This is a genomic window from Acidovorax sacchari, from assembly GCF_042847045.1.
Lineage (GTDB): Bacteria > Pseudomonadota > Gammaproteobacteria > Burkholderiales > Burkholderiaceae_C > Paracidovorax > Paracidovorax sacchari.
This window is the reverse complement of record NZ_AP035783.1, coordinates 3,065,855-3,091,255: the sequence shown is the minus strand read 5'-3', so window position 1 is coordinate 3,091,255 and position 25,401 is coordinate 3,065,855. Positions and strand designations below refer to the sequence as shown.

Here is a 25,401-nt window from a genome sequence, read left to right as displayed (position 1 = left end):
AAGATGCCGACCACCTATGACACGCCTGCTCATCATCGAAGACAACCCCGAGCTGGTGGCCAACCTGTACGGCTTTTTCGAGCCGCTGGGCTACGTGCTGGACGATGCACGCGATGGCGCCACCGGCCTGCGCATGGCCACGCAGCACGATTACGACGCCATCCTGCTGGACCTGATGCTGCCGCGGCTCGATGGCATGGCGCTGTGCCGCAAGCTCCGCGAGGAGCACCAGAACCCCGTGCCGGTGCTGATGCTGACCGCGCGCGATCCGGTGGACGATCGCGTGCAGGGCCTGGCGGCGGGGGCTGACGATTACCTGGTCAAGCCATTTTCGCTCAGGGAGCTCGACGCCCGCATCCAGGCGCTGGTGCGCCGCGCCCAGGGGCGGCAGGTGCAGGGAATGCTGGCCTGGGAAGACCTGCAGGTGGACACGCGTGCGCCCCGCGCGTGGCGGCAGGGCCGGACCATCCACCTGACGCCCACCACCCACAAGCTGATGATGTGCCTGGTGCGTGCCGCTCCCGTGGTCGTGCGCAGGCAGGAGATGGAATACCTGCTCTGGGGTGACGAGCCTCCGGAAGGCGGAGCCTTGCGCACCCACATCCACGACCTGCGCCAGCAGGTTGACAAAAACTTCACGCACGCGCTGATAGAAACGGTGCACGGCATCGGCTGGCGCCTGCAGGGGCGCACCGAGGCCGTGCCATAGCGACGTGCCAGGAGCGGAGTGACTTCATGCGACCCACCTTCCATCGGATGACGCTCAGGACCCGCATCACCGTGTCGTTCGTGCTGCTGATGGCGGCCGTCATGGCGTTCGTGGTGCTGGCGGAGCAGGTGGATTACGACGAGTGGCGGGCCTACGGCGTCTCCGAAAGCCTGCACCGAGAGGCGCGGCGGCTGGAGCCGGATATCGCCCGCGGCAGCGTTCCCGCCATGCCCGAGGGCAGCGCGTTCCACGACGCGCGAACGGTGCCCGATGCCCTGCGCGGTCACGCCCCGGGCTACCACGCCGCGAGCGAGCCGGGCGGCCGGCACCTGCTGGTGTTCGAGTTCGACGGCCAGCGCTATTACCTGCTCCGGGACCGATCGCACTACCGCTACCTGGAGCACATGATCGACGGCTTTGCCCCGCTGGTCATCCTGCTGTGCATGCTGGGCGCGTTCTGGATGGGGCGATTGACGTCAGAGCGGGTGGTCACCCCGATCAGGCGCCTGGCCGAAGCCGTGCAGCGCAAGCAGCAACCCTTTCCGTTCCAGGATGCGCCCAACGAAATCGGCGTGCTGGCACGGGCCTTCGCCCGGCACAGTGACGAGGCGGAGCAGTTCCTGCAGCGCGAGCGGTGCTTCGCGGGCGATGCCAGCCACGAGCTGCGCACGCCCCTGGCGATCATCGCCGGTGCCGCGGAAACCATCGCGCACCAGTTGCCTGCCGGCAGCCACCTGGCATCCAGTGCCGAGCGCATCGTGCGCACCACGGAGGAAATGCAGCGCCAGTTGGCCTGCCTGCTGCTGCTCTCGCGTGATCCGCAGAGCCTGGCGCGGACCGGCGTGCCCCTGCGCCCCCTGATCGAGGAATGCATGGCGCGCTGCGCCCCCTGGCTGTCGAACAAGCCCGTGGCCCTGGTGCTGGACGCGCCGGTGGACATCCATGTGCACACCCATGCCGAACTGGCGCGCAGCGTGGTCTGGAACCTGCTGCGCAATGCCTGCCAATACACCGACGAAGGCGAGGTGCGCATCGCCCTGCATGGCAGTACGCTGGTCGTTTCGGACACGGGGCCCGGTTTGCCCGCCAGCATCGACCCGCGGCAGTTTCAGCGCTTTCTGCCCAGTGCCCGCCAGAGCGGCGAGGGGCTCGGCCTGTCCATCGTGCAGCGTATCGTGGAGCACCTGGGATGGCGCATGGCGGTCGAAAGCTCGGACAGGGGCTGCCGGTTCACGCTGGACATGCGCGGCCCGGCCTGACTTCCATGCCGGGCCTGGAGGGGAGTCCCGGGATTTTCAGGAGACCCGCAGGCACACCTTTTTCTGCACGCCGTCTTCGGTGACCTCCATCGACGAGGCGTAGGGTGATCCCGATTTCCAGGCCTGCAGGATGGCCTGGATGTCCATGCCACGGTCTTTCAAACGGGTGAGCGCGGACGCCGGAAGCACCCGGGCGGCCACGCGGACGAGCGGGGCGGGAACCTCGAAGCTCCGTTCGAGCGTGCCGGCGACATGTTTTTCCACGGTGATTCTTGGCATGGGGTGTTCAGGCGCTTTGCGCGGGCCTTGCTGTGGCGATGGTGTGCGGCGCCGCCGGCACGGACTGGCGGCAGGGGGCGAACAGGTCCAGTCCGGGCCGGTACACGCTGCTGCGGACATCCAGCAGGCCCAGCACGGAGTGGTAGAGGTTGTCGTGGCTGTAGTCCTGGCGGGACGCGTTGGCGCGCAGGCAGGCCAGGTCGAGGCGGGTGCGCTGTGCGAAGGCCGGGGAGAACCACATCACCATGGGCACCTGCGTCTGTTCGTCGGGCGCGATGGGGTAGGGCGTGCCATGCAGGTAGATCCCGCGCTCTCCGAGCGATTCGCCGTGATCGGAGACATAGAGCATGGCCACGTCGCGTTCATCCGCATGGCGCTGCAGCAGGTCGATGGTCCTGTCCAGCACCCTGTCGGTATGGACCAGCGTGTTGTCGTAGGTGTTGACCAGCGCTTCGCTGCTGCACTTCTGGATCTGGTTGGTGTCGCAGGTGGGGGCGAAGACCTTGTCCTGCGCCGGATAGCGCTCGAAGTACGCGGGCCCGTGGCTGCCGAGCTGGTGCAGCACGATCAGCGCGTCGCCCCGCATGGCATCGATGCGTGCGCCGAGCTGGTGCAGCAGCACATCGTCATGGCAGGTGCCGTCCGGGTTGGTGCAGTGTCCGGAGGGCTTCAGGGTGGGCATGTCGTCGGTGTCCACGCGCTCGCATACCCCTTTGCATCCGCCGTTGTTGTTGTTGCGCCAGAGGATGTGCATGCCGGTGCGGCGAAGGATGTCGAGCAGGTTTTCCTCCGTCGCCGCATGCACGCCATCGTATTGCGCCCGTCCCATGCGGGAGAACATGCAGGGCAGGGAAACGGCCGTGGCGGTGCCGCAGGATGCCACGTGCCTGAAGCTGATGATGCCCTCGCGCTGCGACAGCGACGGGTTGGTCGCACGCGGATAGCCGTTGAGCTGGAAATTCCGCGCCCGCGCGGTTTCCCCCACCACGATCAGCAGAAGCAGGGGCCGCCCGCCCGCGGTGGCCGCCGGGCGCACGGCGTCTTCGCCGACGGTGCGCAGGACCTGCCGCTTCGCGATGTACCTGCGCTTCAGGTAGCCGTTGGCGTTGCGCACGAAGTTGAACGGCAGCACCTGGTCCCTGATCTGCCGGTGGTTGCGCAGCAGCGAGGCGTAGTCCTTGTAGAACGCCATGGTCACCGCGGCCAGCACGGCCAGGGTCGCGAGGACATTGCCCAGCCACCACAGGGCGCCATGCAGCGGGCGCCCGCTCGATCCGGTCGGCAGCAGGACCATCACGGCGGCGGGCAGGACACCCATCACGAGGATGGTGAGCAGCAACGGGGCGGAAAGGTACGACGTGAGTTCGGCCCGGTTGGTTTCGAAGGCGTTCTGCACCATGCCGCGGTCGATCAGCACGTTGTAATGCAGCATGAAGTAGCTGCAAACCGCGCTCACCACGACCAGCAGCGCCAGGAGGGGCTTGCGCACATACGGCACGGCCAGGACCGCCGCGAGCAGCAGGTTCAGGAGGCAGAACAGGAAGACCGGCAGGCTGATGAAGAACCACAGGCCGCGCAGGCTGTCCACTTCCACGGTGGACCACAGCGTTCGCCACAGCACTGCGTTGCCCAGGGTGGTGAAGAACAGGGCAGCGAACCAGCCCAGTTGCACCGGGTGGAGCCGGATGGATGTCAGACGTTGAAACACACGCAATTTCCAGGGAGTGAAACTGCGCGCAGTGTCGGAAAGCGCCCGTCAGGAAATCGTCAAGGACTGCCTGCGGACATGGGAGTCCGCTTCGGATGCGTGGTGATCCGCATCCGCGGCATGCATGGCAGTGCGCGGCGCGACCGGGCCATGCGGGCCCGGTCAAAGGCGGCCTGGCTGCCGCCGTCGCATGTGGCTGGGTGCTGGTTCAGGGGCGGGCCTGAACCAGGAAAGGGCCGGTGCGCGGATCAGCGCCTTTGGTTCCGGGCCTCCGCTGCAGCCGCCGCCATCTCGGCGAGGAAAGGCCCTTGCTGGGCCGGCTGCGTCACCGTCTTTTCGATCAGGAACTGGTCGCGGTCCTTCCCGGCGATCCAGGCGGGCGGCTTGCCGCGGCCCGTCCAGGTGGCACCGGTTTTCGGATCCAGGTACTTGGCGGGAACGTGCTTCTTGGCAGGCTGCCAGGGAAACACCTGCTGGGCGGTGAAACCGAACTCGGCAATCAAGGCCTGGATCTGGCTCAGCGCCTGTGCTGCTGCCTGCTTTTTCTCGCGGGCGATTTCTGCATCCAAGGCTGCTTGCTCTGCAAGCAGCGTCTTCAAACTCTTCATGCTGTCTTTGTCGCGGGCTGTGGGGGGGCGTGAACGCGCTGGATCATAGCGCCAACGCCACCCCCGGGGCTCGCCGCGGGGCAGAATTCCGGGCCGCCCTAGCGCACTTCGATCAGATAGAGGCCCCAGGGGGCCAGCGCGAAACGTTCCTTGAGGGGCTTGTCCTTGAACTGCGGCAGGTTGTCCGCGTCATAGACCGCCCATTGGGGGCCCAGCCCGCCGAGGGGCAGGGGAGCGCCGTCCATGCGCAGCGCGACGATCATGCGGTAGCGGTCCGCGTCGGCGACGGTCAGGGAGGCGTTGTAGCCGTCCACGGCGCGCAGCACCACGGTGGCCGAGCCCTGGGTCGGTGCGCCAGCTGCCGCGAGCACGGTGGTCAGCAGCGGACCTTCGAGGGTGTGGCGCTGGCCGTCGTATTCGAGCGTGGGGCTGATGGAGACGGCCGGCAGGTGCTGCAGCGCCGCGGCATCGAAGCTGCGGGCCCGGCTGAACTGCACTCCCTGCTTGGCGGCGAGCAGGTCCGCCGTGGGGTTCAATGCCCCGCGGTTGGGGGACTGGATCGCGCCGGCGACGGTGAGCAGCGCGGGCTGGGGCTGGGCGGGCGCATGGGCCAGCGCCGAACCGGCGGGCAGCATGCCGGCGAGGCCGAGGTGGGTGAGGAAACGGCGTTTGTGCATGGGCACTCGTTCGCGGTCTGGTTGAGGGGGGCAAAGCATCGCATGGAAAACGGTCCCGATGCCAGCGTTGCCAATGCGGTCCGGCATGCGATGCATGCATGGCCATGCCTTGCCAGGCGGGCGGACGTTTGCTATTGCGGATACGTGGCTTCCACGAACCTGGACATCAGTCTCCTGTCGCAAGGGGCGGTGGGCCTGCAGGGCCGCCCGCCGCCAGCAGGGCCGGCAGGCGGTGGGCCAGCAGATCGATGGCCGCGCGCGTTTTCAGCGGCAACGCCCGGGCGTGGGGCCATACGGCCTGCAGCGCGTAGCCGTAGGGCTGGGGCTCGGCGAAGGCCTGCACCAGCGTGCCGGCGGCAAGCGCATCGGCCACCAGCCAGGCCGGCAGGCGGGCAAGCCCCATCCCGGCGATGGCGGCCAGCTTGTTGGCTTCGAGGCTGTTGCTGCCGAAAGCGATGGACGTGGATGGATCGAAGGCCCGCACCCGGCCGTCCGCGCCGCGGAACTGCCATGGGTGCGGGCCGGTGTCGCGCGCATAGCCGATGAAGCGGTGCCGATCGGCGTGCGCGAACAGGGCGTCCAGACCGGCGGGCGCCGGATGCTCCTTCAGGTACGCCGGCGCGGCATAGACCCCCATCCATTGCCGGCCCAGGGGCCGTGCAGCCAGCACGCTGCTGTCCGGCAGCGGGCCGCTGCGGACGGCCAGGTCGATGCGCTCGTCCACCAGGGCGATCACGCTGTCGCTGAACACCATCTCCAGCACGAGGCCCGGATGGGTGGCCGTCATCTCCAGCAGCAGCGGGGCCACCAGCTCGCGCCCCAGCAGGATGGGCGAGGTCACGCGCAGCGTGCCGCGTGGCGCCGTGCGGCCGGCCTCCACGGCGGCATCGGCGGCATCCAGTTCCGCCAGCGCGCGTCTGCAGTGCTCGTAATAGGCCTGGCCGTCCTCCGTCAGGCTCTGGCTGCGCGTGCTGCGCTGGAACAGGCGGGTGCCCAGGCGCGCTTCCAGGCGCGCCACGCTCTTGGCCACCGCGGAGCGCGTCCGTTGCAGGCGCAGGGCCGCCGCAGCGAAGCTGCCGGCCTCCACTGCGGCCACGAAAGCTTCGATACCTGCCAGTCGCTCGCTCATTGGTGAATTTATCTATCCATTCAGTGGAGAGAAATGCTCCACTGGAGATTGTGGCACTTCAATAGCATGGCTGCATCGTCATTCATACGGAGTTGTCACATGGTCTATCCATCCACCCTGCAGCGCTGGCAGTTCACCGGCTATGGCCTCGAGCATCTGGAGCGGTCCGAGGCCCCGCTGCCCACGCCCGGACCGGGCCAGATCCTCGTGCGCGTGGAAGCGGCCTCGCTCAATTACCGCGACCTGCTCGTCGCCGGCAATACCTACCGCTGGGCGGCACCATTGCCTTTCGTGCCCGCGTCCGACATGGCCGGCACGGTGCTGGCGGTGGGGGAGGGGGTGCAGCGCTGGCATGGCGGCGAGCGCGTGATCAGTACCTTCGTCGCGGGCTGGCCGGACGGCTCTGCCCCGGCGGCGAGCATGACACTGGGCGTGCCGGGGCCGGGGGTGCTGGCTTCCCATGTCGTGCTGGATGCCGAGTGGGCCACGGCGGCACCCGGTACGCTTGATGCGGCGCAGGCCAGCACGCTGCCCTGCGCTGCGCTGACGGCCTGGTTCGCGCTGGTGGAGGAGGGTGGCCTGCACGCAGGGCAGACCGTGCTGATCCACGGCACGGGCGGCGTGGCCCTGTTCGGGTTGCAGTTCGCGCGGTTGCATGGCGCCCGGGTGGTGGTGGTCTCGGGCAGCGGGGACAAGCAGGCGCAGGCGCTCGCCCTCGGGGCCCATCATGTGCTGGCACGCGATTCCGACTGGGCAGCCGAGGTGGTGCGGCTGACCGGCGGACGAGGGGCGGAGCAGGTGCTGGAGACCGTGGGCGGCCCGAACATCGGCCGGTCGCTGCAGGCGCTGGCCCGTGGCGGGCGCATATCGGTGATCGGTGTGCTGGAAGGCGGCGAGATGCCGGACTTCACCTTCGACGCGATCGGCCGCCGGGCCACGATCCAGGGCATCAGCGTGGGCCACCGTGCGGCGCTGGACCGCATGGTGCGTGCCGTCGATGTCAACGGCCTGGCGCCGGTGATCGCCGCCGAATACGGTTTCGATGAGGCGCCTGCAGCCTTCGCGCATCTCGCGCGGGGCGCGTTCGGCAAGGTGGTGGTGCGTATGTGCGACAAGGAAAATGGAATCGTCGAATAGATGCCATTCATGGCAGGGAAGACGTGCCGAGACTTCCATAAAGGGGGCGTACAGGCTCCCCGTGGTTTCACAAGGGGGGTCGTATGCGCTTTTCCGCCCGTCTGACCATCTGCTTCGTCGCGCCCGCTGCGCTGTTCGTTGCGGCGATCGGCGCCAGCGTGTGGGGTTCCACGCGCACGCAGAGCGAATTCGACAAATACATGGCCACGGACCAGAAGCTGTCGGATGGCCTGTCGGAGATGTATGCGCAGGGTCTCCAGTCGGGGCAGGCCCTGCGCAATGCCGTACTGGATCCCTCCAACGCGCGCGCCTACGAAAACCTGAAGGCCTCCAAGGAGGCTTTCCGCAAGGCACTCGAGGAAACGGGGGCGGTTGCCGCCGGCACGCCGTTTTCCAGGAATCTGGAGCTGATCGCGACATTGCGCGAACGGCAGATCATGGCAGCGGACAAGGTGCTGGCGCTGCTCTCCAGCGACCAGCGTGCCGCCGCTGCGCTGCTGAACACCGAAGAGACCCCGGCATGGCGGAAGCTGCGCGCAGAGCTCGTGGAGCAGCGCGAGAAGGCCCGGGCGGCAGCCCAGGATGCCCATGCCGATGCACAGGCCCGTGGTCGCGAGGCGGTGGCCTTCGCGGCCATCCTGGCAGTGCTGGCCGTCGCAGTCGCCGTGGCGCTGGGACGGCTCATGCACCGCAACGTGCAGAAGGAACTGGGGGGCGAGCCCGCAGATGCGCGCGACGCGCTGCGCCGCATCGCTGCCGGCGATCTGTCGGTGTCCGTGCCTGCGACGCAATACGCCGGCAGCCTGATCTCGGAACTGGCCCAGATGCAGCAGAACCTGCAGAAGCTGGTCGGGCAGATCCGGCAGGCGTCCGACAGCATACAGACGGCCAGCACCGAGGTGGCTTCCGGCAACGTCGATCTGAGCAGCAGGACCGAACAGACCGCCAGCAGCCTGCAGCAGACCGCAGCCTCCATGGAACAGCTCACCAGCACGGTGACGCAGAGCGCGGCGTCTGCCGCGACGGCCACCCAACTGGCTTCGGCGGCCAACCAGGTGGCCCAGCGAGGCAGTGATGTGGTCTCCCGCGTCGTGGCGACGATGGGCGAGATCAACACCACGTCCACCAAGGTGGCCGACATCATCGGCGTGATCGATGGCATCGCGTTCCAGACGAACATTCTTGCGCTCAATGCTGCCGTGGAGGCCGCGCGGGCCGGGGAGCAGGGGCGCGGCTTCGCTGTCGTGGCGGGCGAAGTCCGGCAGCTGGCGCAGCGATCTGCCGTAGCCGCGAAGGAAATCAAGCAACTGATCGGAGACAGCGTGGCCAGCATCGGCAGCGGTGCCCGGCTGGTGGAGACTGCCGGCACGACGATGGCTGAATTGATGGACGGTGTGCGAAAGGTCGGCAGCCTGATCGGTGAAGTCAGCACCGCGGCCAACGAGCAGAGCCAGGGCATCGGGCAGGTCAACGTTGCACTGGGGCAGCTGGACCAGATGACGCAGCAGAATGCAGCCCTGGTCGAGCAATCGGCGGCGGCGGCCCAAAGCATGAAGGACCAGGCACTGCGGCTGGCAGAAATGGCGTCGCGCTTCCAGCTGGGGCATTGATCCCCGCGGCGTCCGGCGGCGCCGGTACCCGGCCGGAGCCGGCGGCTTCCCGAGCGCCCGGCACGGCTACGCCTGCGTGGGCGTAGCGGTCAGATAGCCCATGAGCACCTGCACGATGGCGGCCTCGACCGCCTCGGGCGGAAACATGGCCGGCGGGTCGATGGCCGCCGCGTGCACCAGCGATTCCATGGTCTGCAGGACCATCCAGGTGGCGAGGTCGAGGTCGTCGGGGGCGATCTCGCCCCGGTGGGTTTCGAGCAGCGCGCGCACCTGCCGGAAGATGCCGCCATCGGCCGCGCTCTCTTCGCGCGGTGCGTCGAAGAAAGGAAATTCCTTCTCCAGCACGCGGTGCAGTTTCGGCGCCACGCGGTGGGCGGCCAGCAGCGCCCGCACCATGGCGCGCACATGTCCGCGCAGGCCGTCCGGGCGCTCCGCCGCGAGCACGGCGGCGATGGCGGCATACATCTGCGCTCCATGCCGCTCGTGCAGGGCCGTGACCAGCGAATCCTTGTTCGGAAAGTACTGGTACACCGAGCCGATGCTGACGCCCGCGCGCTCCGCGACGACATTGGTGTTGGTGCCGGCATAGCCGCGCTCGGCCAGAACGCGAGCCGTGGCTTCGAGTATGGCCTCGACCATGGCTTGGGAGCGCGCCTGACGCGGCGCCTTGCGGGGCTGTGGCAGCGCGCGGTGCGCTGCCGGTGAATGCGAGTTTCCGGGACGGGCCATGGCTCCTATTCTCCCTGGCATGTGAAATGAGTTTTTACTCGCATTGAAAGGGAGTGTCACATGCCTTCGTTCCAAACGGCACACCAGGCCCACCAGCCGGCCGCCGCGGTACCGGCCAGGGTCTTCATCCGGCTGCTGCCGCTGACGCTGGCGGTCTTCATCGGTTTCCTCACGATCGGCCTGCCGCTGCCCGTGCTGCCATTGCATCTGAGCCACCACCTGGGTCTGGGGGCACTCGGCGTGGGCGTGCTCGTGGGCGCCCAGTTCGGGGCGGCCCTGCTGTCGCGGGCCTGGGCCGGCACGCTGGCCGACACCCGGGGAACACGGCGGGCCATGGCGACGGGCCTGCTGGTGGCGGCGGCATCGGGGCTGGCCTATCTGCTGTCGCTGTCCTTCGGCAATTCACCGGCAGCGGTGTGGGCGCTGCTGGCCGGCAGGCTGTTGCTGGGCTGTGCGGAGAGCCTGATCGTGACCGGCGCGCTGGGCTGGGGTATGGCCCAGGTCGGGCCGCAGCATGCGGGCAAGGTCATGGCCTGGGTCGGCATCGCGATGTACGGCGCCTATGCGGCCGGCGCCCCTGCCGGCGTGGCGGTGGATGCGCGCTGGGGCTTCACGGGCATCGCGGTGGCGACCGCATTGATTCCGCTGGCGGCGCTGGCCATCGTCGCGGGGCTGCCGGCCATGCCGCCTGCCGCGCACCGGCGAACCCCGTTCTACCAGGTGCTGGGAGCGGTGTGGGTACCCGGGCTCGGACTGGCGCTCTCCAGTACGGGATTCGGCGTCATCACCGCGTTCGCGGCGCTGTTGTTCGCCGCGCGCGGATGGGGCCCGGCATCGTTGGCGTTCACCGCCTTCGGCCTGGCCTTCATCGGGGCGCGGCTGTTCTTCGGGCATCTCCCGGACAGGCTGGGCGGCGCCCGGGTGGCCCTGGCCTGCATCCTGGTGGAAGTGCTGGGCCAGCTGTTGCTCTGGGGTGCCGACGGCCTGCCGGTCGCCGCAGCGGGGGCCGCATTGACCGGCTTCGGCTATTCGCTGGCCTTCCCCGCGTTCGGCGTCGAGGCGGTACGGCGTGCGCCGCCCCACGCGCGGGGCGTGGCGATGGGGGCCTACGTGGCCTTTCTGGATGTCTCGCTGGGCATCACCGGACCTGCTGCCGGGCTCCTGGCGGCCGCGCACGGCGTGGGCGCGGTCTATTTGGCCGGCGCCGTGGCGGTGGCCCTTTCACTGGCCGTGGCGCTGCACCTGCTGGTGCGGCCCGCCTGAGCGGCCGCATGCGCCGGTTCATGCGAACCAGTCATGGAAGCACCCGATGCTGCACGCTGCGACCAGCGGCTGGTAGGGGAAGACCTTCCAGGGGGCCTGCGGGTCCAGATCCGCAAGGCGGAGGAGCACCGCATCGCGCATGGCTGGCTTGACCTGCTGGCGCCAATCCAGCACTTGTCCCCAGGTGGAACTGCCGGTCAGGTGCAAAGGAAAGTCCGCGGGGCGCACGGAATTGCCGTACTGCGGCGGAAACAGCCGGCGATAGGCCGGGAGGTGGTAGAGCCACGAGATGCCCCTTACCGACCGCGCGTCGGGGTATTCCTGCCGCACCTGACGGAAGAGCGCCCGCAGTTCGTCCATGCGTTCGGCCATGCTGCAGGAGGCCAGCGGGCTGCGGCCGATGCCGCGCTGCGGCATGAAGTGGATGCGCAGCACACCCGCCGGGTCGGGGATGTCATGCGCAAAGCAGCCGAAGGCCCGGGTTTGCGGGGATGATGGTCCGGCCTCCTGGAATGCCAGGTACAGGCGGAACCCGGACGGGTGGTCCGGCCCCGATGCCCGTATGGCCGACAGGAATGCCTCCCAGCGGGAGGCTCCGGCAGGCCCCCAGAGGTTCATGCGCCGACGCAGGTTGGTGCACCGGGCGATGGCCTGGTCCAGCGGAAGGTGGGCGGCATCCGCGTAATGTTGTGCGAATCGCCACTGGAGATCGAAATAGTCTTCCCGCATGGACATGGCGGCAAGAATACCCGGCCATGCGGCGGACCCGCTGGCGGGACCGGGGCTGTCAGGTGGTGCTGGAGGGCGCCTCCTTTTTCCAGGCGCCCATCGGCAGGGCGAATGCATCCGGTGCGCGCCGGTAGAGGTGCCGCAGGGTGGCCATCAGCGCCACGGAGCCGCAACCGGCAACCAGCAGAAACCCGACGTAGATGGCCAGCGCGTGCTGGAAGGGCATGACGTGGTTCCACGAGCGCGCGATGCCCAGGAACGATGCGTAGAGCCACGAGACGGAGGAAACCGTGGCGAACAGGGTGAGGCCGAGCATCCTTGCGAGCGGGAACTCCAGGAAGATGCCGCCCTGCATCATGAGCGGAAATGCGAAGCGGTGCATGAGCATGCCGTTCAGCGTGAGCACGCTCACCGCCAGGATCTTCATCCAGAGCTTTTCGTTCATCACATAGGCGGGATCCTGTGCGTAGCCGGTATGGACGAACAGGGCGCCCGTGGCCCAGAGCAGCCACAGCGCACCCGTCATGACGGCCTTGGTGCGCCGCAGTTCTTCGCGACGTTCAGGGGTGATGGGGCGGTGGACCAGGCTGAGGAATCGGAAGTCGTATTCCAGCATCTTCGCGATGGCGACGGCCATGGCCAGCAGGTGGAGGAAAACCAGTGCGTTCTTGATAAACATGGGAGGGCTCGGCCATCAAAAGGGACGGTCGTGGGTGCTGCCTTTTGCTGCCCTGTGCGCGGGATGGGCGATCGGTTTCATTGATCGCTTTCATTGGCCGGCTCAATGCCGTGTCTGCATGGAGCTGCCTGTCCACGCGCATGCGCACGCGCACGCACAAGTGCGACGCCGCAGCAGCGGGCCGGTGTACAGGTGCGGGGGACCGGGATGCTCGCCGCGTGTTCAGCGGGCGGCGACGCGTGCGGTGGAGGAGGACAGGGTCGCCAGGGCCCGATCCGCATTCACCATGAGGGGCTGCGTGCCGTCCTGGACTTCGCTGCGCAGCAGCAGGCGTTCGATGGTGTCCCGGTCCAGGCGGGGCTCCACCGACTGGAGCAGCGCGATCATGCCGCTCACGTGGGCCGCGGCCATGGACGAGCCCGTGGCGAAGTCATACCGGCCCTGTGGCTGGAGCGTGAGGATGTCCCTGCCAGGGGCGAGCAGGATGCCGTCGGCAGGCTGCGTACGCACGGCGCCGGCGGAGTCCACGGCCAGCACGCCGGGCACGCCGGCGGGAAAGCCGCTGCGCTGGCCGCCCGAGGGCACCGCGGCGACGACGATCCGGCCCTGGCCGACCAGCTGGGACAGCAGTTGCCCGAGCAGGGGATCGCTCGGGCCGCCGAGGCTCATGTTGACGATGCGCGCATCCGACGACATCACGGCGACGAGCGCCTTGGCGAGGGTGAAGGAGTTGCAGCGCGCGCCGCTGCCGGCGGGCTGGGCCGGGTACCAGCAGGCCTTGTAGAGGCTGAACCGGGCGCCGGGAGCCATGCCGACGATACCCTGCAGGTTGTTGCCGGTGGCCGCCATGATGCCCAGCACCTCGGTTCCATGGCGGTCTTTCTGGAAGGCGGCGGCATCGTCGTCCACGACGTTGCGGGTTTCGAGGATGCGGCCCTCCAGGTCCGGGTGGCCGGTCTGCGCGCCGGTATCGATGACCGCGACATGCGTGCCGCGGCCCGTGGTGATGCGGTGGGCCTGCGCGGCGGACATTCCGATGAAGCCGCGCTGCAGCGGGGCGTAGGGGTCGTTGTAGGCCACGGCGGAGGCATCTGCCTCCGTGGGCTGCGCCTGGACGGAAAAGTCCTGCAGGGGCTGCGCGAGGGCGATGCGGTCATCCTTCGCGAGGGCCGCGAGCACTTCCTCTCGCGGACGGTGGCCCAGGATCTCGAACACGATGCAATGCACCTTGAGCGAGGGGATCGGCCAGGCATCGGCCTGGGCGAGCCCGTGTTCCCGGGCGATCTGTTCCACGAGCGTGGCGGCCTGCATGCCGGTGGTGTACCTCGGCGGTGCTCCATAGCCTGCCAGGCTGGTGGCCGCCCGCACGGGCACCCGCTGCAGCGGGTTGGCGAGCGCGACGATGACGTAGCGGCTGCTGTCTTCCCGCATGGCGAGGTCGGCCGCCTGCGCTCCACTGGCCGCCGCGGCCCTGGATGGCGTATCGGCCGCTCCGGGAGGCGTGCCCGCGCAGGCTGCCAGCAGGGCCAGCGCCGGCAGCAGCGCGGGCCGGCGCAGGCTTTGCGCGGCGCGCTTCAGGGCATGCTTCACGGCGCGTCTCCCGCGGGCTCGACGAGCCGCATGCCCGACGTGGCCCGCAGTTGCGCGAGCGCTTGCGTGCCCGAGGTGCCGGGCAGGGGCGCCAGCGTATAGGCACCCATGGCGCTGGGACCGGCCACCACCTGCAGGCCCGAGCCGGCCAGCGCCGCATTCCAGGCAGCCAGCGTGAGCTGCTCGTCCGGAACCGCCCGGATGGTGCCTTGTGCCTCGCCCGTGCCGGCAGGGGCTTGCGGGCTGCTGAACATGCGGTACTGCGCAGGCTCCTGGTCCGCCGTGCGCCAGCCGATGAGCGCCAGGGCGACGGTCTGGAGCACTGCCACGGCGGCCAGCGCATAGGTGGGCCATCCGTGGCGGCGCTGCTGCGGTGCGGGTTGCGGTGCCTGCGGGACGGGCTGGTCGCACAAGGCGTCCATGTCGATGCGCTGCATGAGCCGCTGCAGTCCCTCCTCGGTGTCGGGGAGGGCGATGGCCGGTTGCAGCCGCAGTCCTGCCTGGATGCGCTCCTGCAGCGCCAGTTCGGCCTGGCAGTCCGCACAGGCCGCGAGATGGCCCGCTGCGGCGGCGCGCTGTTCGTCGGTGGCCGTGCCATTCACGATCCATGGCAGCAGTTCCTGCGTGAGCAGGTGGGACCGGTCCTGGTCCGGGCCGTGGGCGGATGCGGGAGGGAATGTCGTCATGGTTGGATATCCTTGGTGCCGGTGCTGCCTGCCGCCAGGCCGGGCAGCAGGTTGCGCAGCTTCACGCGCGCATGGAACATGCGGGCCTTGACGGTGCCCACGGGGGCTTGCGTGATGACGGCGATCTCCTCGATCGAGTGGCCGTGGGTGTAGGCCAGCTCGAGGACGAGGCGCTGGTCCGCCGACAGCCGGGCGAGGCCCTTGGCCAGCCAATCTCTCAGTTCGCGGTCATCGCCGGGGTTGATGCCGGGGTGGTTCCGTTCCGCGGCCGTTTCGTCGTCCACGCCGTCGCTCGCGTCCAGTGCGCCGCTCTGCCGCAGCACCTTGAGCCCGCATCGGTAGGAAATGCCCATGATCCAGGTGGATACGCGGGAATCCCCGCGGAACGTACCGGCCTTCTGCCAGACCACCCAGAAGCAGTCGTTGATGATCTCCTCGATCAGGTCCGTCCTGCGCGTGAGGCGGGTGAGGAACTGTCCCAGGCGCCGATGGTAGCCGCGGTAGAGGGTGGCCAGCGCATCGCGGTCGCCCGCCGCGATCGCGTGCAGCAGCGCGAGGTCGTGGGAATTGTCTGGATAGTGAACGGTCATGGGCCACCAGAGGAAAAACGTGTCGTTCTGGTTGCGGTGGGTGCGTCTGCGCGGTGAAAAGGTTGCAGGCCGGCCCGTATCAGAAGCTGCGGATGACGGTCACGGCCCAGCGGCCTGCGCTGGCTCCCAGGATGTGGCGCTGCGCCCAGCGGTCCGAGGCGAGGTAATTCAGTTCGGCGCGCCAGGGGCCGTCGGCCCAGGCGGCTCCCACGCCGCCATACAGGTACTGGCCGCGGGGGCGGACGGCGGAGACCCCGAGCGAGCCGACCAGGGAGAGCTGGGGCGTCAGCGGCCAGCGCGCACCAGCGTCGAGCGCCCAGCGCATGGGAGAAATCTCGTCGCGGGTATGGACGTAGTGGAAGGCGGACAGGCCGACGGTGAAGACATCCCGGAAGCTGGCGCTCAGCGTGCCCTCGGCGCGGTCGTACAGGCGGAAAAACGCATCCCCCGGGTAGGCGTAGTACTGCAGCGACGCCTGGTACTGCCAGTCGTTGTCGATCACTCCGTCGTAGGCGCCCCGCACGATGGCGCGCGTGGATTGCGACCCGTAGGTCTGCATGCCGAGCGCGGTGGTGACGGACCAGCCGCGCGCGTCGTAGAGGCTGAGCAGGCCCTGGACGATGGGCCGGGGCCTGCCCACGACAATCCCCCGCTCGATCAGGCCGCTGCTGACGGCCAGCTCGCCGGTGATGTCGCGTGTCTGGGCGATGCCCGTTGCCGGAAGCGCGCAGGCCAGCAGCAGGCAGAACCGGCAGGCGGGGTGCGATGGCTGGCGGGAACGCGCGTGGCAGGGCATGCGCGCAGTTTAGAACGGCCCGGGGGCCCTGGCCGGAAGCGGACGGCCTGCCCGCTGTCCGGTCGTTGCGGCGCGGGTTACTGCGGCCCGAGCTGGTCGATGAGTGCCTTGAGGGCGGCCATCTCGTCGGGCTTGAGGTCGGTGAGCGGCGCACGCACCGGGCCTGCGTCGTGGCCGACGATCTTCGCGCCGGCCTTCACGATGCTCACCGCGTAGCCCGGCATGCGGTTGCGCAGTTCCAGGTAAGGCATGAAGAAGGTGCGCAGCAGGCGGTGCTGCGTGGCCTGGTCGTCGTTCGCCACCGCGTGGTAGAAGTCCATCGCGGTCTTCGGGATGAAGTTGAACACTGCCGAGGAATACACGGGCGTGCCCAGCGCCTTGTAGGCCGCCGCGTACACCTCGGCCGTGGGCAGGCCGCCCAGGTAGGCGAAGCGGTCGCCCATCTTCATGTAGATGGAGTTCATCAGCTCGATGTCGCCCACGCCGTCCTTGAAGCCCACGAGGTTGGCGTTGCGCTCGGCCAGGCGCGCGAGCGTCTCGGGCGTGAAGCGGCTCTGGCCACGGTTGTAGACGATGACGCCGAATTTCACGCTCCTGCAGACGGCCTCGACGTGCGCTGCCAGGCCCTCCTGGCCGGCCTCGGTGAGGTAGTGCGGCAGCAGCAGGATGCCGTGGGCGCCGGCCTTCTCGGCGGCCTGGGCGCACTGGATGGCGAAACGCGTCGGCCCGCCGGCGCCCGCGATGATCGGCACCTTGCCGCGGCAGGTCTGCACGGCGGTCTCGATGATGGCGGGGTATTCGTCGGCGGTGAGCGAGAAGAACTCGCCCGTGCCGCCGGCGGCGAAGAGCGCGCTGGCGCCATAGGGGGCGAGCCATTCGAGGCGCTCGGCGTAGCCGCGGGCATTGAAGTTGCCTTCGCTGTCGAAGTCCGTCAGCGGGAAGGAAAGCAGGCCGGAGCCCATGATGGTCTTGAGTTCTTGAGGTTGCATGGCGAAAGCCCGGAAGTGGTTCGGAAAGCGGGTAGGGTGGTGGGGATGGGGAAATTCCTGCAGGGGGCGGTGCGTCAGTCCAGCCGGATCTGCGCCGCGGACACGACGCCGGCCCAGCGGGCACGTTCCTTTTCGAAGAAGCGGTCCTGCTCGGCGGGCGCCATCGTGACCACTTCGGCACCCTGGCCGGTCAGGCGCGAGCGGATGTCGGGGGTGCGGATGACGGAAATGAGTGCGGCGTTGATGCGCTGGACGACTGCCTCGGGCGTGCCGCGGGGCACCAGCACGCCTTGCCAGGTGCCCGATTCGAAGCCCGGGACGCCCTGCTCGGCGATGGTGGGCACGTCGGGCAGCAGGGGCATGCGGGTGCCCTTGGAAAGCCCGAGCACTTTCAGCTTGCCGCTCTGCACGTGGGGCAGGGTGGCGAGCATGCCGTTCATGAGCACCTGGGTCTGGCCGGCCATGGTGTCCTGGATGGCCGTCACACCGCCCTTGTAGGGTACGTACTGCCAGCGCGCGCCGCTGGCCGCGGCGAGGGCCACGCCGGCCAGGTGCGGCGCGCTGCCCGTGGCCGTCACGGCGAAGTTCAGGTCGCTCGTGCGCGACAGCGCGATCAGCTCCTTGAGGTTGCGGGCCGGCACGGAGGGATGCACCACCAGCATGTGGGGCGAGTAGGCGAGCATCGTCGTGCCGCGCAGATCTTTGGAGGGATCGAAAGGCAGCTTGGTATAGACCGAGGGGCTGATCGCCAGGGCGCCCACGTCGCACAGCAGCAGCGTGTAGCCGTCCGGCGTGGCCTTGGCCACGAAGTCCGCACCCAGGTTACCGTTGGCGCCGGGCTTGTTCTCCACCACCACCGGCTGCTTCAGGGCTTCCGAGAGGGGCTGGCTGATGGCGCGGGCGATGATGTCCGAGCTGCCGCCCGGCGGGTAGGGAACGACGATGCGCAGCGGCTTGGCGGGCCAGGGCGCCGCCGTCTGCGCAGCGGCGGACGCGCTGGCGAGGGCCAGGGCGGTGGCGTGCAGCAGGGTGCGTCGGGAAAAGGGCATGGTCTCTGTCTCCTGGATTTTGTTGTACGTCATCATACAACTGGGTCCGAAGAAAACAAGGGGGCGCTGCCCGTGGGCGTTTCGTCACATGGAAGGTGGCGTGGCGGGCTCGGTGTCGGCCTGGCTCCTGGCTGCCTCCTGGGCGAGGCGCAGGCGTTCGCGGCTGTTGGTGAGGTGGATGCGCATGGCCGCGCGCGCGGAGTCGGGGTCCTGCCGCGCGATGGCCGAGTAGATTTCCTCGTGCTCGCGGTTCACGCGGTCCAGGTACTCGGTGCTGCGCTGCACGCGCAGGGCCGCGATCCGGGTGCGCGGTATCAGCGTGGTGCCGAGGTGGTTCATGATGTCCGCGAAATACGGGTTGCCCGTGGCTTCCGCGATCTGCAGGTGGAAGCGGAAATCGTGCGCCACCGTGTCCCCCCCGCTGCGGACGTTGCGCTCGAAATCGTCCAGTGCCTGGGCCATGGCCTGCAGGTGTGCGTCACTGCGCCGCATGGCGGCCAGGCCCGCGGATTCGGTTTCCAGGCTGATGCGCAGTTCCAGCACGGCGAGCACGTCGGCCGACGTGCTGAGTTCGGAAGGATCGAGCCGGAACACGCCGCCCGCACGCGGCTGCAGCACGAAGGTCCCGATCCCGTGGCGGGTTTCCACGAGCCCGGCGGCCTGCAGCCGGGAGATCGCCTCGCGCACCACCGTACGGCTGACATCATGCGCGCGCATGATTTCGGACTCCGTGGGCAGCTTGTCGCCCGGTACCAGGATCCGGTCGCGGATCCTGCCCGAGAAATCCTCGACCACCGCATGGGCCAGGCCCCGCGCGCGGCGCACGGGCGGGGCGGCCGGCACGGGCCGGTCGGCGGGAGCGATGGGTGAGGGTAATCCCTTTGTCGAGGCGGCCATGGCCATGATCATAATCCCGTCGCGTTGTACGACAACATATGACAAATACCTGTAAAGAAAACGCCATGAGTCCGTCTTCCCGATTCCAGCGACTGCTGCTGACCGGCGCCGCCGGTGGTCTGGGGCACGTTCTGCGAGAGCGCGTGCGGCCTTTCGCGGAGATCGTGCGACTGTCCGACATCGCGGAGATGGAGCCCGCGCGGGACGGTTCCGAGGAAGTGGTGGTCTGCGACCTGGCCGACAAGGCTGCCGTGGATGCACTGGTGGCCGGTTGCGACGCCATCGTGCACCTGGGCGGGGTATCGGTGGAGCGGCCGTTCGAACAGATCCTCGAGGCCAACATCAAGGGCGTCTTCCACATCTACGAAGGGGCTCGCCGCCACGGGGTGAAGCGGGTGGTGTTCGCCAGCTCCAACCACGTCATCGGCTTCTACCGCCAGGACGAGCACATCGATGCCCTGGCACGCCGCCGGCCCGATGGCTACTACGGCCTCTCGAAGTCGTTCGGGGAGGACATGGCGAGTTTCTATCACGACCGCTATGGCATCGAGACGGTGAGCCTGCGCATCGGATCGTCGTTTCCCGAGCCCCGCGACCGGCGCATGATGAGCACCTGGCTGAGCTACGACGACCTGACGCAGCTGGTGCAGACGGCGCTGTTCACGCCGGACGTGGGCCACACGGTGGTGTACGGGGCTTCGGCCAACCGCGACCTGTGGTGGGACAACCATGCAGCTTCGCACCTGGGGTATGCGCCCAAGGACAGTTCCGAGCCGTTCCGCTCGAAGGTGGAGGCGCAGCCCGCCCCGGCGCCGGATGACCCCGTGGCCCTCTACCAGGGGGGCGCTTTCACGGCCCAGGGGCCGTTCGAGGGATGAGCGGCATGCAGGGCATACCTTCGAGCCAGGCTGAACTGGTGCTGGATGCGCGCTGCACCACGGGCGAGAGCCCGGTATGGCGCACGGCGGAGGAATCGCTGTACTGGACCGACATTCCCCGTGCCGTGCTGCACCGCTGGTCGGCGCGCACGGGCACCAGGACGGAATGGCCGGCGCCCGAGATGGTGGCCTGCATGGCGGCCTGGGCCGGCCGGCCGGGCCGCTGGATCGCCGGCCTGGAGACGGGGCTGTTCGCACTGGATCTTCCGCAGGTCGGCGGTGCGCTGGCGGCCGAGCGCCTGGCCGGGGTGGCGCATGCCTCGCCCGGCATGCGCTTCAACGATGGCCGGTGCGACCGGCAGGGGCGTTTCATCGCGGGCACCATGCTGATGGACATGGCGGCCGCCTCCCCGGTGGGGGCCGTCTTCCGCTTCGGCGGCAGGGAGCTGGCTGCCGGCAGCGCCACGAACCTGGATCCCGGGCCGCTGATCGTGCCCAACGGCATCGCCTTCAGCCCGGACGGGCGGACGATGTACCTGTCGGATTCGCACCCGCAGGTACAGAAGATCTGGGCGTTCGATTACGACACCGCCACGGGAACCCCGCACCGCCGCCGCCTGTTCGTGGACATGGCGCCGCTGCCGGGACGCCCGGACGGCGCGGCGATCGACGTGGACGGTGGCTACTGGATCTGCGGCAACGATGCCGGCCTGGTGCACCGCTTCACCCCGGACGGCCGGCTGGACCGCTCGCTGGCGGTGCCGGTCAAGAAGCCGGCGATGTGCGCGTTCGGCGGGCCGCGGCTGGACACGCTCTTCGTCACCTCGATCCGGCCCAGCGCGGAGGCGGACCTGGCGGACCAGCCCTTGGCCGGCGGCGTGTTCGCGCTGCATCCGGGCACGCAGGGCCTGCCGGAACCCGAGTTCGATCCCGCGGCGGAGTGACCCCTTTTCAGCTGACAGACATCTCCAAGAGGTAGAAAGCATGAAGTTCATCAAGACCACCCTGGCTGCCGTGGCGGCCTGCCTGACGGCCTTCGCGGCGCAGGCGACGGAATTCCGCTCCGCCGACATCCATCCCGACGATTACCCCACCGTGACCGCGGTGAAGTTCATGGGCGAGCGCCTGAAGGCGCTGTCGGGCGGAAAGCACACCATCAAGGTGTACAGCAGCGGCGCCCTGGGCAACGAAAAGGATGCCATCGAGCAGGCGAAGATCGGCGCGTTGCAGATGGTGCGCATCAACATCGGCGCGATGAACAACATCTGCCCAGAGACCGTGGTGCCGACCATGCCCTTCCTGTTCCGCTCGGTGGAGCACCTGCACAAGGTGCTGGACGGCCCGGTGGGCGAGGAGATCCTGAAGGCCTGCGAACGCCAGGGCTTCGTGGGCCTGGCCTATTACGACAGCGGCGCGCGCTCCATGTTCACGGCCAAGAAGCCGGTGCGCAAGTTCGAGGACATGAAGGGCATGAAGGTGCGCGTGCAGCAGTCGGACCTGTGGGTGTCCATGCTGGAGGCCATGGGCGCCAATGCCACGCCGATGCCCATGGGCGAGGTGTACACGGGCCTCAAGACCGGCCTGATCGACGCCGCAGAGAACAACTACCCCACCTACGAAAGCTCGCGCTCCTTCGAGGTTGCCAAGTACTACAGCAAGACCGAGCATTCCATGGCCCCGGAAATGCTGCTCTTTTCCAAGCGCGCCTGGGACCGCCTCTCGCCGCAGGAGCAGGGCTGGATCCGCCAGGCCGCGAAGGAGTCCGTGCCCTACATGCGCAAGCAATGGGCCGAGCGCGAGGTGAAGTCGCTCGCCACCGTGAAGGCCGGCGGCGCGGAGATCATCGAGATCGACAAGGCCCCGTTCCAGGCCGCGATGAAGCCCGTGTATGACAAGTTCATCACCGACGCGAAGCTGAAGGACCTCGTCAAGCGCGTGCAGGACACGCAGTGATCCTCCCATCCCCGGGCCGTCCCAACGGAAGCCCGGGGATTTTTTCATCCCCGATCAACATGTACACCCAAATCTGCCGCACGCTCGCGCGTGCCTGCATGTGGCTGGGCATCCTCGGGCTCGTGGCGGTGATCTGCGCCGTGAGCTGGCAGGTGTTCGGCCGGTATGTCCTCAACAACACGCCCACCTGGGCGGAAAGCCTGGCCCTGCTGCTGGTGCTCTACGTGACCATGTTCGGCGTGGCCGTGGGCGTGAGGGATGCCGGGCACATCGGGCTCGAGTCCTTCCTGGTGCTGGCGCCCGACTGGCTGCGCCTGAAGATGGAGTACCTGATCCACGTGCTCATCCTGGTGTTCGGCGCGGCCATGGCCTGGAACTGCGCATCGCTCGCCCAGTCGGTGTGGGAATACCGCCTGCCCACGCTCTTCATCTCCGAGGGCTGGAAATACGTGCCCGCCAGCATCGCCGGCGTGCTCATCGTGCTGTTCTCCATCGAGCACATCATCGCGCTGGCCCAGGGCCGCGAAGTCGAACCCGCCTGGGGCTGATCCATGACCGTGCCACTCCTGATCCTGTGCGTGTCGTTCACGCTCTTCCTGCTGCTGGGCGTGCCGGTGGCGTTCTCCATCGGCCTCTCGGCCCTGGCCACCCTGGCCTACGAAGGCCTGCCGCTGGAGGTGGGCTTCCAGCAGATGACCTCCGGCATGGGGATCTTCTCGTTCCTGGCGATCCCGTTCTTCATCTTCGCGGGCGAGCTCATGCTGTATGGCGGCATCGCCGACCGCATCGTCAACTTCGCGCGGGCCCTGGTGGGCCACGTGCGCGGCGGACTGGGCATGTCCAACGTCGTGGCCTGCACGCTGTTCGGCGGGGTTTCGGGCTCGCCGGTGGCCGACGTGTCCGCGATGGGCGCGGTGATGATCCCAATGATGAAGAAAGAGGGCTACCACGCCGACTACGCCGTGAACGTGACGACGCACGCGGCACTGGTGGGCGCGCTCATGCCGACGAGCCACAACCTCATCATCTACTCGCTCGCCGCAGGCGGCAAGGTCTCGATCGCGGCGCTGATCCTCGCGGCGCTGATTCCTGCCCTGGTGCTCACGATCAGCAATCTGGCGGCGGCGTATCTCGTGGCCGTTAAGCGCGGCTACCCCAAGGGCACGTTTCCCGGCTGGCACATCGTGGCCCGTTCGTTCGCGGCGGCGCTGCCGGGCCTCTTCATCGTCGTGCTGATCCTGGGGGGGATCCTCTCGGGCATCTTCACCGCGACGGAGTCGGCGGCGGTGGCGGTGCTCTACGCGCTGGCGCTCACCATCTTCCTCTACCGCACTTTGACGCGGGAGCACTTCATCAAGGCCGCCTCCAAGGCCGTGCGCACCACGGGCGTGATCCTGCTGCTGATCGGCATCTCCAGCACCTTCGGCTATCTCATCAGCCTCTACGGCGTGGCGGAGCTGACGGGCGAGATGCTGTCCCAGGTGACCAGCACGCCCTGGGTGATCTTCCTGCTGATCAACGTCATCCTGTTCGTGCTGGGCACCTTCCTGGACATGGCGGCGACCATCCTGCTGTGCACGCCCATCTTCCTGCCGATCGCGCAGCACTACGGCATGAGCTCGGTGCAGTTCGGCATCGTGATGCTGATCAACTGCGCGCTGGGCCTGAACACGCCGCCCGTGGGCACGACCCAGTTCGTGGGCTGCGCGATCGGCGGGGTGTCGGTCGGTACGGTGATGCGGACCATCTGGCCGTTCTACGGGGCGCTGATCTTCGCGCTCGCGCTGGTCACCTTCGTGCCGTCGTTCTCGACCTGGCTGCCCGGCATGTTCATGGTCGTGCGCTGAGGGACGCATTGCGATGACGACGCCCCTGACCATCCGCATGCACGATGCCGACAACGTCGCCATCGTGGCCAACGACGGCGGCCTGCCTGCCGGCACGCCGCTGCCCTCGGGCATCACGCTGCGCGAGCACGTGCCGCAGGCCCACAAGGTGGCGCTCGCGGACATCCCCGAGGGCGGTGCCGTGCGGCGCTACAACGTGCCCATCGGCTATGCCATCCGGCCGATCGCGGCCGGCAGCTGGGTGCACGAAAAGCTGCTGCACATGCCCGACGCGCGCTCGCTCGAAGGCCTGCCCATCGCCACGGCCAGGCCGCCGGCCCTGCCGCCGCTGGAGGGCTACACCTTCGAGGGCTACCGCAATGCCGACGGTTCGGTGGGTACGCGCAACATCCTGGCCATCACCGAGACCGTGCAGTGCGTGGCCGGCGTGACCGGATTCGCCGTGCAGCGCATCAAGGCGGAACTGCTGCCGAAGTACCCGCATGTTGATGACGTGGTGGCCCTGGCCCACACCTATGGTTGCGGCGTGGCCATCGATGCGCCCGATGCGGTGATCCCGATCCGCACGCTGCGCAACATCAGCCTCAACCCGAATTTCGGCGGCGAGGTGATGGTGGTCAGCCTGGGCTGCGAGAAGCTGCAGCCCGAGCGCCTGCTGCCGCCCGGTGCCATACCGCTGGTGGACGAACGCACGCTGCAGGAGGCCCCGCTCGACGTGGTCTGCCTGCAGGACGAGGCCCATGTGGGCTTCATGTCCATGGTCGATTCGGTGATGCGCCAGGCCGAACTGCATCTGGAGCGCCTGAACCGCCGCCGCCGCGAGACCGTGCCGGCCAGCGAGCTGGTGGTGGGCGTGCAATGCGGTGGCAGCGATGCGTTCAGTGGTGTCACCGCCAATCCGGCCGTGGGGTTCTGCACCGACCTGCTGGTGCGCGCGGGCGCCACGGTGATGTTCAGCGAGGTGACCGAGGTGCGCGACGGCATCGACCAGCTCACCTCCCGCGCGGCGTCGCCCGAGGTGGCCGAAGCCATGATCCGCGAGATGGCCTGGTACGACGCCTACCTGAGCCAGGGCCGTGTGGACCGCAGCGCCAACACCACGCCGGGCAACAAGAAAGGGGGCCTGTCCAACATCGTCGAGAAGGCCATGGGCTCGATCGTCAAGAGTGGCAGCGCACCCATCAGCGGCGTGGTGGCACCCGGCGAGAAGGCGCGGCAGAAGGGACTGCTCTATGCCGCCACCCCCGCCAGCGACTTCATCTGCGGCACGCTGCAGGTGGCCGCGGGCATGAACCTGCACGTCTTCACCACCGGCCGGGGAACGCCCTATGGGCTGGCCGAAGTACCGGTCATCAAGGTGGCCACGCGCAGCGACCTGGCGCGGCGCTGGCACGACCTGATGGACGTGAACGCCGGGCGCATCGCCGACGGCGAGGCCAGCATCGAGGAGATGGGCTGGGAGATGTTCCGCCTGATGCTGGACGTGGCCAGCGGCCGCAGGAAAACCTGGGCCGAGCACTGGAAGCTCGCCAACGCCCTGGTGCTGTTCAATCCCGCGCCCGTGACCTGACCGACCGGACGCATCCGGCTGCCCGGGCGCTGCGCCCACC

The 25,401-nt window shown here is 68.5% G+C and carries 26 protein-coding genes; 11 read left to right on the top strand and 15 right to left on the bottom strand.

The genetic code is table 11. The features are described 5' to 3' along the window. Positions 1 to 16: 16 nt before the first annotated feature. Complete coding sequence (locus ACGHC0_RS13865; RefSeq protein WP_415265880.1) at positions 17 to 709, top strand: response regulator transcription factor; 693 nt, start codon at positions 17 to 19, stop codon at positions 707 to 709. A gap of 26 nt (positions 710 to 735) precedes the next feature. Continuing rightward, on the top strand, positions 736 to 1,968 hold the full coding sequence (locus ACGHC0_RS13860; protein ID WP_415265879.1) for a sensor histidine kinase: 1,233 nt from the start codon (positions 736 to 738) through the stop codon (positions 1,966 to 1,968). A gap of 36 nt (positions 1,969 to 2,004) precedes the next feature. Here the strand turns inward: ACGHC0_RS13860 and ACGHC0_RS13855 are convergent, their stop codons facing one another. The 5 genes from ACGHC0_RS13855 to ACGHC0_RS13835 form a co-directional block, all read right to left on the bottom strand. Continuing rightward, positions 2,005 to 2,247, bottom strand: coding sequence for a hypothetical protein (locus ACGHC0_RS13855; RefSeq protein ID WP_415265878.1), 243 nt, complete (start codon positions 2,245 to 2,247; stop codon positions 2,005 to 2,007). Positions 2,248 to 2,254: 7 nt separating this feature from the next. Next, positions 2,255 to 3,955: a phosphoethanolamine transferase gene (locus ACGHC0_RS13850; protein WP_415265877.1), complete on the bottom strand. Its 1,701-nt coding sequence runs from the start codon at positions 3,953 to 3,955 to the stop codon at positions 2,255 to 2,257. Positions 3,956 to 4,203: 248 nt separating this feature from the next. Then, the gene (locus ACGHC0_RS13845; RefSeq protein WP_415265876.1) at positions 4,204 to 4,563 is read right to left on the bottom strand and encodes an H-NS family nucleoid-associated regulatory protein; all 360 of its coding nucleotides are present in this window, start codon (positions 4,561 to 4,563) and stop codon (positions 4,204 to 4,206) included. Between the two features lie 98 nt (positions 4,564 to 4,661). Continuing rightward, complete coding sequence (locus ACGHC0_RS13840; protein WP_415265875.1) at positions 4,662 to 5,240, bottom strand: molybdopterin-dependent oxidoreductase; 579 nt, start codon at positions 5,238 to 5,240, stop codon at positions 4,662 to 4,664. Between the two features lie 166 nt (positions 5,241 to 5,406). Further along, positions 5,407 to 6,369 (bottom strand): LysR family transcriptional regulator, encoded by a 963-nt coding sequence (locus ACGHC0_RS13835; RefSeq protein ID WP_415265874.1) that lies wholly within the window; start codon positions 6,367 to 6,369, stop codon positions 5,407 to 5,409. A 99-nt stretch (positions 6,370 to 6,468) separates the two neighbouring features. Here ACGHC0_RS13835 and ACGHC0_RS13830 point away from each other — a divergent pair, with 99 nt between their 5' ends. After that, positions 6,469 to 7,506 (top strand): zinc-dependent alcohol dehydrogenase family protein, encoded by a 1,038-nt coding sequence (locus ACGHC0_RS13830; protein WP_415265873.1) that lies wholly within the window; start codon positions 6,469 to 6,471, stop codon positions 7,504 to 7,506. Positions 7,507 to 7,589: 83 nt separating this feature from the next. Then, the gene (locus ACGHC0_RS13825) at positions 7,590 to 9,116 is read left to right on the top strand and encodes a methyl-accepting chemotaxis protein (RefSeq protein ID WP_415265872.1); all 1,527 of its coding nucleotides are present in this window, start codon (positions 7,590 to 7,592) and stop codon (positions 9,114 to 9,116) included. A gap of 66 nt (positions 9,117 to 9,182) precedes the next feature. On the opposite strand, the gene ACGHC0_RS13820 is transcribed toward ACGHC0_RS13825, so the two are convergent. Beyond that, entirely contained in the window at positions 9,183 to 9,845 is a 663-nt protein-coding gene (locus ACGHC0_RS13820; RefSeq protein WP_415265871.1) for a TetR/AcrR family transcriptional regulator, read from the bottom strand. A gap of 60 nt (positions 9,846 to 9,905) precedes the next feature. Between ACGHC0_RS13820 and ACGHC0_RS13815 the strand changes: the two genes are divergently transcribed. Then, the gene (locus ACGHC0_RS13815; protein ID WP_415265870.1) at positions 9,906 to 11,108 is read left to right on the top strand and encodes an arabinose transporter; all 1,203 of its coding nucleotides are present in this window, start codon (positions 9,906 to 9,908) and stop codon (positions 11,106 to 11,108) included. Positions 11,109 to 11,126: 18 nt separating this feature from the next. Here the strand turns inward: ACGHC0_RS13815 and ACGHC0_RS13810 are convergent, their stop codons facing one another. The 9 genes from ACGHC0_RS13810 to ACGHC0_RS13770 all read right to left on the bottom strand — a co-directional run bounded on the left by ACGHC0_RS13810 (position 11,127) and on the right by ACGHC0_RS13770 (position 19,113). Further along, entirely contained in the window at positions 11,127 to 11,843 is a 717-nt protein-coding gene (locus ACGHC0_RS13810) for a hypothetical protein (protein ID WP_415265869.1), read from the bottom strand. Positions 11,844 to 11,895: 52 nt separating this feature from the next. Beyond that, positions 11,896 to 12,516 (bottom strand): hypothetical protein, encoded by a 621-nt coding sequence (locus ACGHC0_RS13805; protein WP_415265868.1) that lies wholly within the window; start codon positions 12,514 to 12,516, stop codon positions 11,896 to 11,898. Positions 12,517 to 12,738: 222 nt separating this feature from the next. Beyond that, positions 12,739 to 14,106 carry a S8 family peptidase gene (locus tag ACGHC0_RS13800; RefSeq protein ID WP_415265867.1) on the bottom strand — a complete coding sequence of 456 codons (1,368 nt, stop codon included), beginning with the start codon at positions 14,104 to 14,106 and terminating at the stop codon, positions 12,739 to 12,741. Next, on the bottom strand, positions 14,103 to 14,792 hold the full coding sequence (locus ACGHC0_RS13795; protein WP_368351540.1) for a hypothetical protein: 690 nt from the start codon (positions 14,790 to 14,792) through the stop codon (positions 14,103 to 14,105). The genes ACGHC0_RS13800 and ACGHC0_RS13795 overlap by 4 nt, the downstream gene beginning before the upstream one ends. Further along, entirely contained in the window at positions 14,789 to 15,382 is a 594-nt protein-coding gene (locus tag ACGHC0_RS13790) for an RNA polymerase sigma factor (RefSeq protein ID WP_415265866.1), read from the bottom strand. Before ACGHC0_RS13790 ends, ACGHC0_RS13795 begins: the two co-directional genes overlap by 4 nt. Positions 15,383 to 15,461: 79 nt before the next feature. Further along, the gene (locus tag ACGHC0_RS13785; RefSeq protein ID WP_368351538.1) at positions 15,462 to 16,178 is read right to left on the bottom strand and encodes a hypothetical protein; all 717 of its coding nucleotides are present in this window, start codon (positions 16,176 to 16,178) and stop codon (positions 15,462 to 15,464) included. A gap of 77 nt (positions 16,179 to 16,255) precedes the next feature. After that, positions 16,256 to 17,167 carry a 5-dehydro-4-deoxyglucarate dehydratase gene (gene kdgD / locus ACGHC0_RS13780; RefSeq protein ID WP_415265865.1) on the bottom strand — a complete coding sequence of 304 codons (912 nt, stop codon included), beginning with the start codon at positions 17,165 to 17,167 and terminating at the stop codon, positions 16,256 to 16,258. 74 nt (positions 17,168 to 17,241) lie between these two features. Beyond that, positions 17,242 to 18,216, bottom strand: a complete 975-nt coding sequence (locus ACGHC0_RS13775) for a Bug family tripartite tricarboxylate transporter substrate binding protein (RefSeq protein ID WP_415265864.1) — start codon at positions 18,214 to 18,216, stop codon at positions 17,242 to 17,244. 84 nt (positions 18,217 to 18,300) lie between these two features. After that, a complete protein-coding gene (locus ACGHC0_RS13770; RefSeq protein ID WP_368351535.1) occupies positions 18,301 to 19,113 on the bottom strand; it encodes a FadR/GntR family transcriptional regulator in 813 nt (270 codons plus the stop codon). Between the two features lie 65 nt (positions 19,114 to 19,178). On the opposite strand from ACGHC0_RS13770, the gene ACGHC0_RS13765 reads away from it, so the two are divergent. Genes ACGHC0_RS13765 through garD form a run of 6 tightly spaced genes read left to right on the top strand, consistent with a single transcriptional unit; the run spans position 19,179 to position 25,361 of the window. After that, the gene (locus tag ACGHC0_RS13765; RefSeq protein ID WP_415265863.1) at positions 19,179 to 19,991 is read left to right on the top strand and encodes an NAD-dependent epimerase/dehydratase family protein; all 813 of its coding nucleotides are present in this window, start codon (positions 19,179 to 19,181) and stop codon (positions 19,989 to 19,991) included. 5 nt (positions 19,992 to 19,996) lie between these two features. Next, a complete protein-coding gene (locus ACGHC0_RS13760; RefSeq protein ID WP_415265862.1) occupies positions 19,997 to 20,935 on the top strand; it encodes an SMP-30/gluconolactonase/LRE family protein in 939 nt (312 codons plus the stop codon). 40 nt (positions 20,936 to 20,975) lie between these two features. Beyond that, entirely contained in the window at positions 20,976 to 21,944 is a 969-nt protein-coding gene (locus tag ACGHC0_RS13755) for a TRAP transporter substrate-binding protein (protein WP_368351532.1), read from the top strand. A gap of 59 nt (positions 21,945 to 22,003) precedes the next feature. Then, positions 22,004 to 22,492 carry a TRAP transporter small permease gene (locus ACGHC0_RS13750; protein WP_013595022.1) on the top strand — a complete coding sequence of 163 codons (489 nt, stop codon included), beginning with the start codon at positions 22,004 to 22,006 and terminating at the stop codon, positions 22,490 to 22,492. 3 nt (positions 22,493 to 22,495) lie between these two features. Then, on the top strand, positions 22,496 to 23,791 hold the full coding sequence (locus ACGHC0_RS13745) for a TRAP transporter large permease (RefSeq protein ID WP_107160104.1): 1,296 nt from the start codon (positions 22,496 to 22,498) through the stop codon (positions 23,789 to 23,791). 13 nt (positions 23,792 to 23,804) lie between these two features. Beyond that, positions 23,805 to 25,361 carry a galactarate dehydratase gene (gene garD / locus ACGHC0_RS13740; RefSeq protein WP_415265861.1) on the top strand — a complete coding sequence of 519 codons (1,557 nt, stop codon included), beginning with the start codon at positions 23,805 to 23,807 and terminating at the stop codon, positions 25,359 to 25,361. Positions 25,362 to 25,401 lie beyond the last annotated feature (40 nt).

What these genes read in the sequence shown, in the direction of transcription:
- ACGHC0_RS13865 (WP_415265880.1), top strand. Translation starts at nt 17, where the DNA reads ATGACACGCCTGCTCATCATCGAAGACAACCCCGAGCTGGTGGCCAAC.
- ACGHC0_RS13860 (WP_415265879.1), top strand. Translation starts at nt 736, where the DNA reads ATGCGACCCACCTTCCATCGGATGACGCTCAGGACCCGCATCACCGTG.
- ACGHC0_RS13855 (WP_415265878.1), bottom strand. Translation starts at nt 2,247, where the DNA reads ATGCCAAGAATCACCGTGGAAAAACATGTCGCCGGCACGCTCGAACGG.
- ACGHC0_RS13845 (WP_415265876.1), bottom strand. Translation starts at nt 4,563, where the DNA reads ATGAAGAGTTTGAAGACGCTGCTTGCAGAGCAAGCAGCCTTGGATGCA.
- ACGHC0_RS13840 (WP_415265875.1), bottom strand. Translation starts at nt 5,240, where the DNA reads ATGCACAAACGCCGTTTCCTCACCCACCTCGGCCTCGCCGGCATGCTG.
- ACGHC0_RS13835 (WP_415265874.1), bottom strand. Translation starts at nt 6,369, where the DNA reads ATGAGCGAGCGACTGGCAGGTATCGAAGCTTTCGTGGCCGCAGTGGAG.
- ACGHC0_RS13830 (WP_415265873.1), top strand. Translation starts at nt 6,469, where the DNA reads ATGGTCTATCCATCCACCCTGCAGCGCTGGCAGTTCACCGGCTATGGC.
- ACGHC0_RS13825 (WP_415265872.1), top strand. Translation starts at nt 7,590, where the DNA reads ATGCGCTTTTCCGCCCGTCTGACCATCTGCTTCGTCGCGCCCGCTGCG.
- ACGHC0_RS13820 (WP_415265871.1), bottom strand. Translation starts at nt 9,845, where the DNA reads ATGGCCCGTCCCGGAAACTCGCATTCACCGGCAGCGCACCGCGCGCTG.
- ACGHC0_RS13815 (WP_415265870.1), top strand. Translation starts at nt 9,906, where the DNA reads ATGCCTTCGTTCCAAACGGCACACCAGGCCCACCAGCCGGCCGCCGCG.
- ACGHC0_RS13810 (WP_415265869.1), bottom strand. Translation starts at nt 11,843, where the DNA reads ATGTCCATGCGGGAAGACTATTTCGATCTCCAGTGGCGATTCGCACAA.
- ACGHC0_RS13805 (WP_415265868.1), bottom strand. Translation starts at nt 12,516, where the DNA reads ATGTTTATCAAGAACGCACTGGTTTTCCTCCACCTGCTGGCCATGGCC.
- ACGHC0_RS13795 (WP_368351540.1), bottom strand. Translation starts at nt 14,792, where the DNA reads ATGACGACATTCCCTCCCGCATCCGCCCACGGCCCGGACCAGGACCGG.
- ACGHC0_RS13790 (WP_415265866.1), bottom strand. Translation starts at nt 15,382, where the DNA reads ATGACCGTTCACTATCCAGACAATTCCCACGACCTCGCGCTGCTGCAC.
- ACGHC0_RS13785 (WP_368351538.1), bottom strand. Translation starts at nt 16,178, where the DNA reads ATGCCCTGCCACGCGCGTTCCCGCCAGCCATCGCACCCCGCCTGCCGG.
- kdgD (WP_415265865.1), bottom strand. Translation starts at nt 17,167, where the DNA reads ATGCAACCTCAAGAACTCAAGACCATCATGGGCTCCGGCCTGCTTTCC.
- ACGHC0_RS13775 (WP_415265864.1), bottom strand. Translation starts at nt 18,216, where the DNA reads ATGCCCTTTTCCCGACGCACCCTGCTGCACGCCACCGCCCTGGCCCTC.
- ACGHC0_RS13770 (WP_368351535.1), bottom strand. Translation starts at nt 19,113, where the DNA reads ATGGCCGCCTCGACAAAGGGATTACCCTCACCCATCGCTCCCGCCGAC.
- ACGHC0_RS13765 (WP_415265863.1), top strand. Translation starts at nt 19,179, where the DNA reads ATGAGTCCGTCTTCCCGATTCCAGCGACTGCTGCTGACCGGCGCCGCC.
- ACGHC0_RS13760 (WP_415265862.1), top strand. Translation starts at nt 19,997, where the DNA reads ATGCAGGGCATACCTTCGAGCCAGGCTGAACTGGTGCTGGATGCGCGC.
- ACGHC0_RS13755 (WP_368351532.1), top strand. Translation starts at nt 20,976, where the DNA reads ATGAAGTTCATCAAGACCACCCTGGCTGCCGTGGCGGCCTGCCTGACG.
- ACGHC0_RS13750 (WP_013595022.1), top strand. Translation starts at nt 22,004, where the DNA reads ATGTACACCCAAATCTGCCGCACGCTCGCGCGTGCCTGCATGTGGCTG.
- ACGHC0_RS13745 (WP_107160104.1), top strand. Translation starts at nt 22,496, where the DNA reads ATGACCGTGCCACTCCTGATCCTGTGCGTGTCGTTCACGCTCTTCCTG.
- garD (WP_415265861.1), top strand. Translation starts at nt 23,805, where the DNA reads ATGACGACGCCCCTGACCATCCGCATGCACGATGCCGACAACGTCGCC.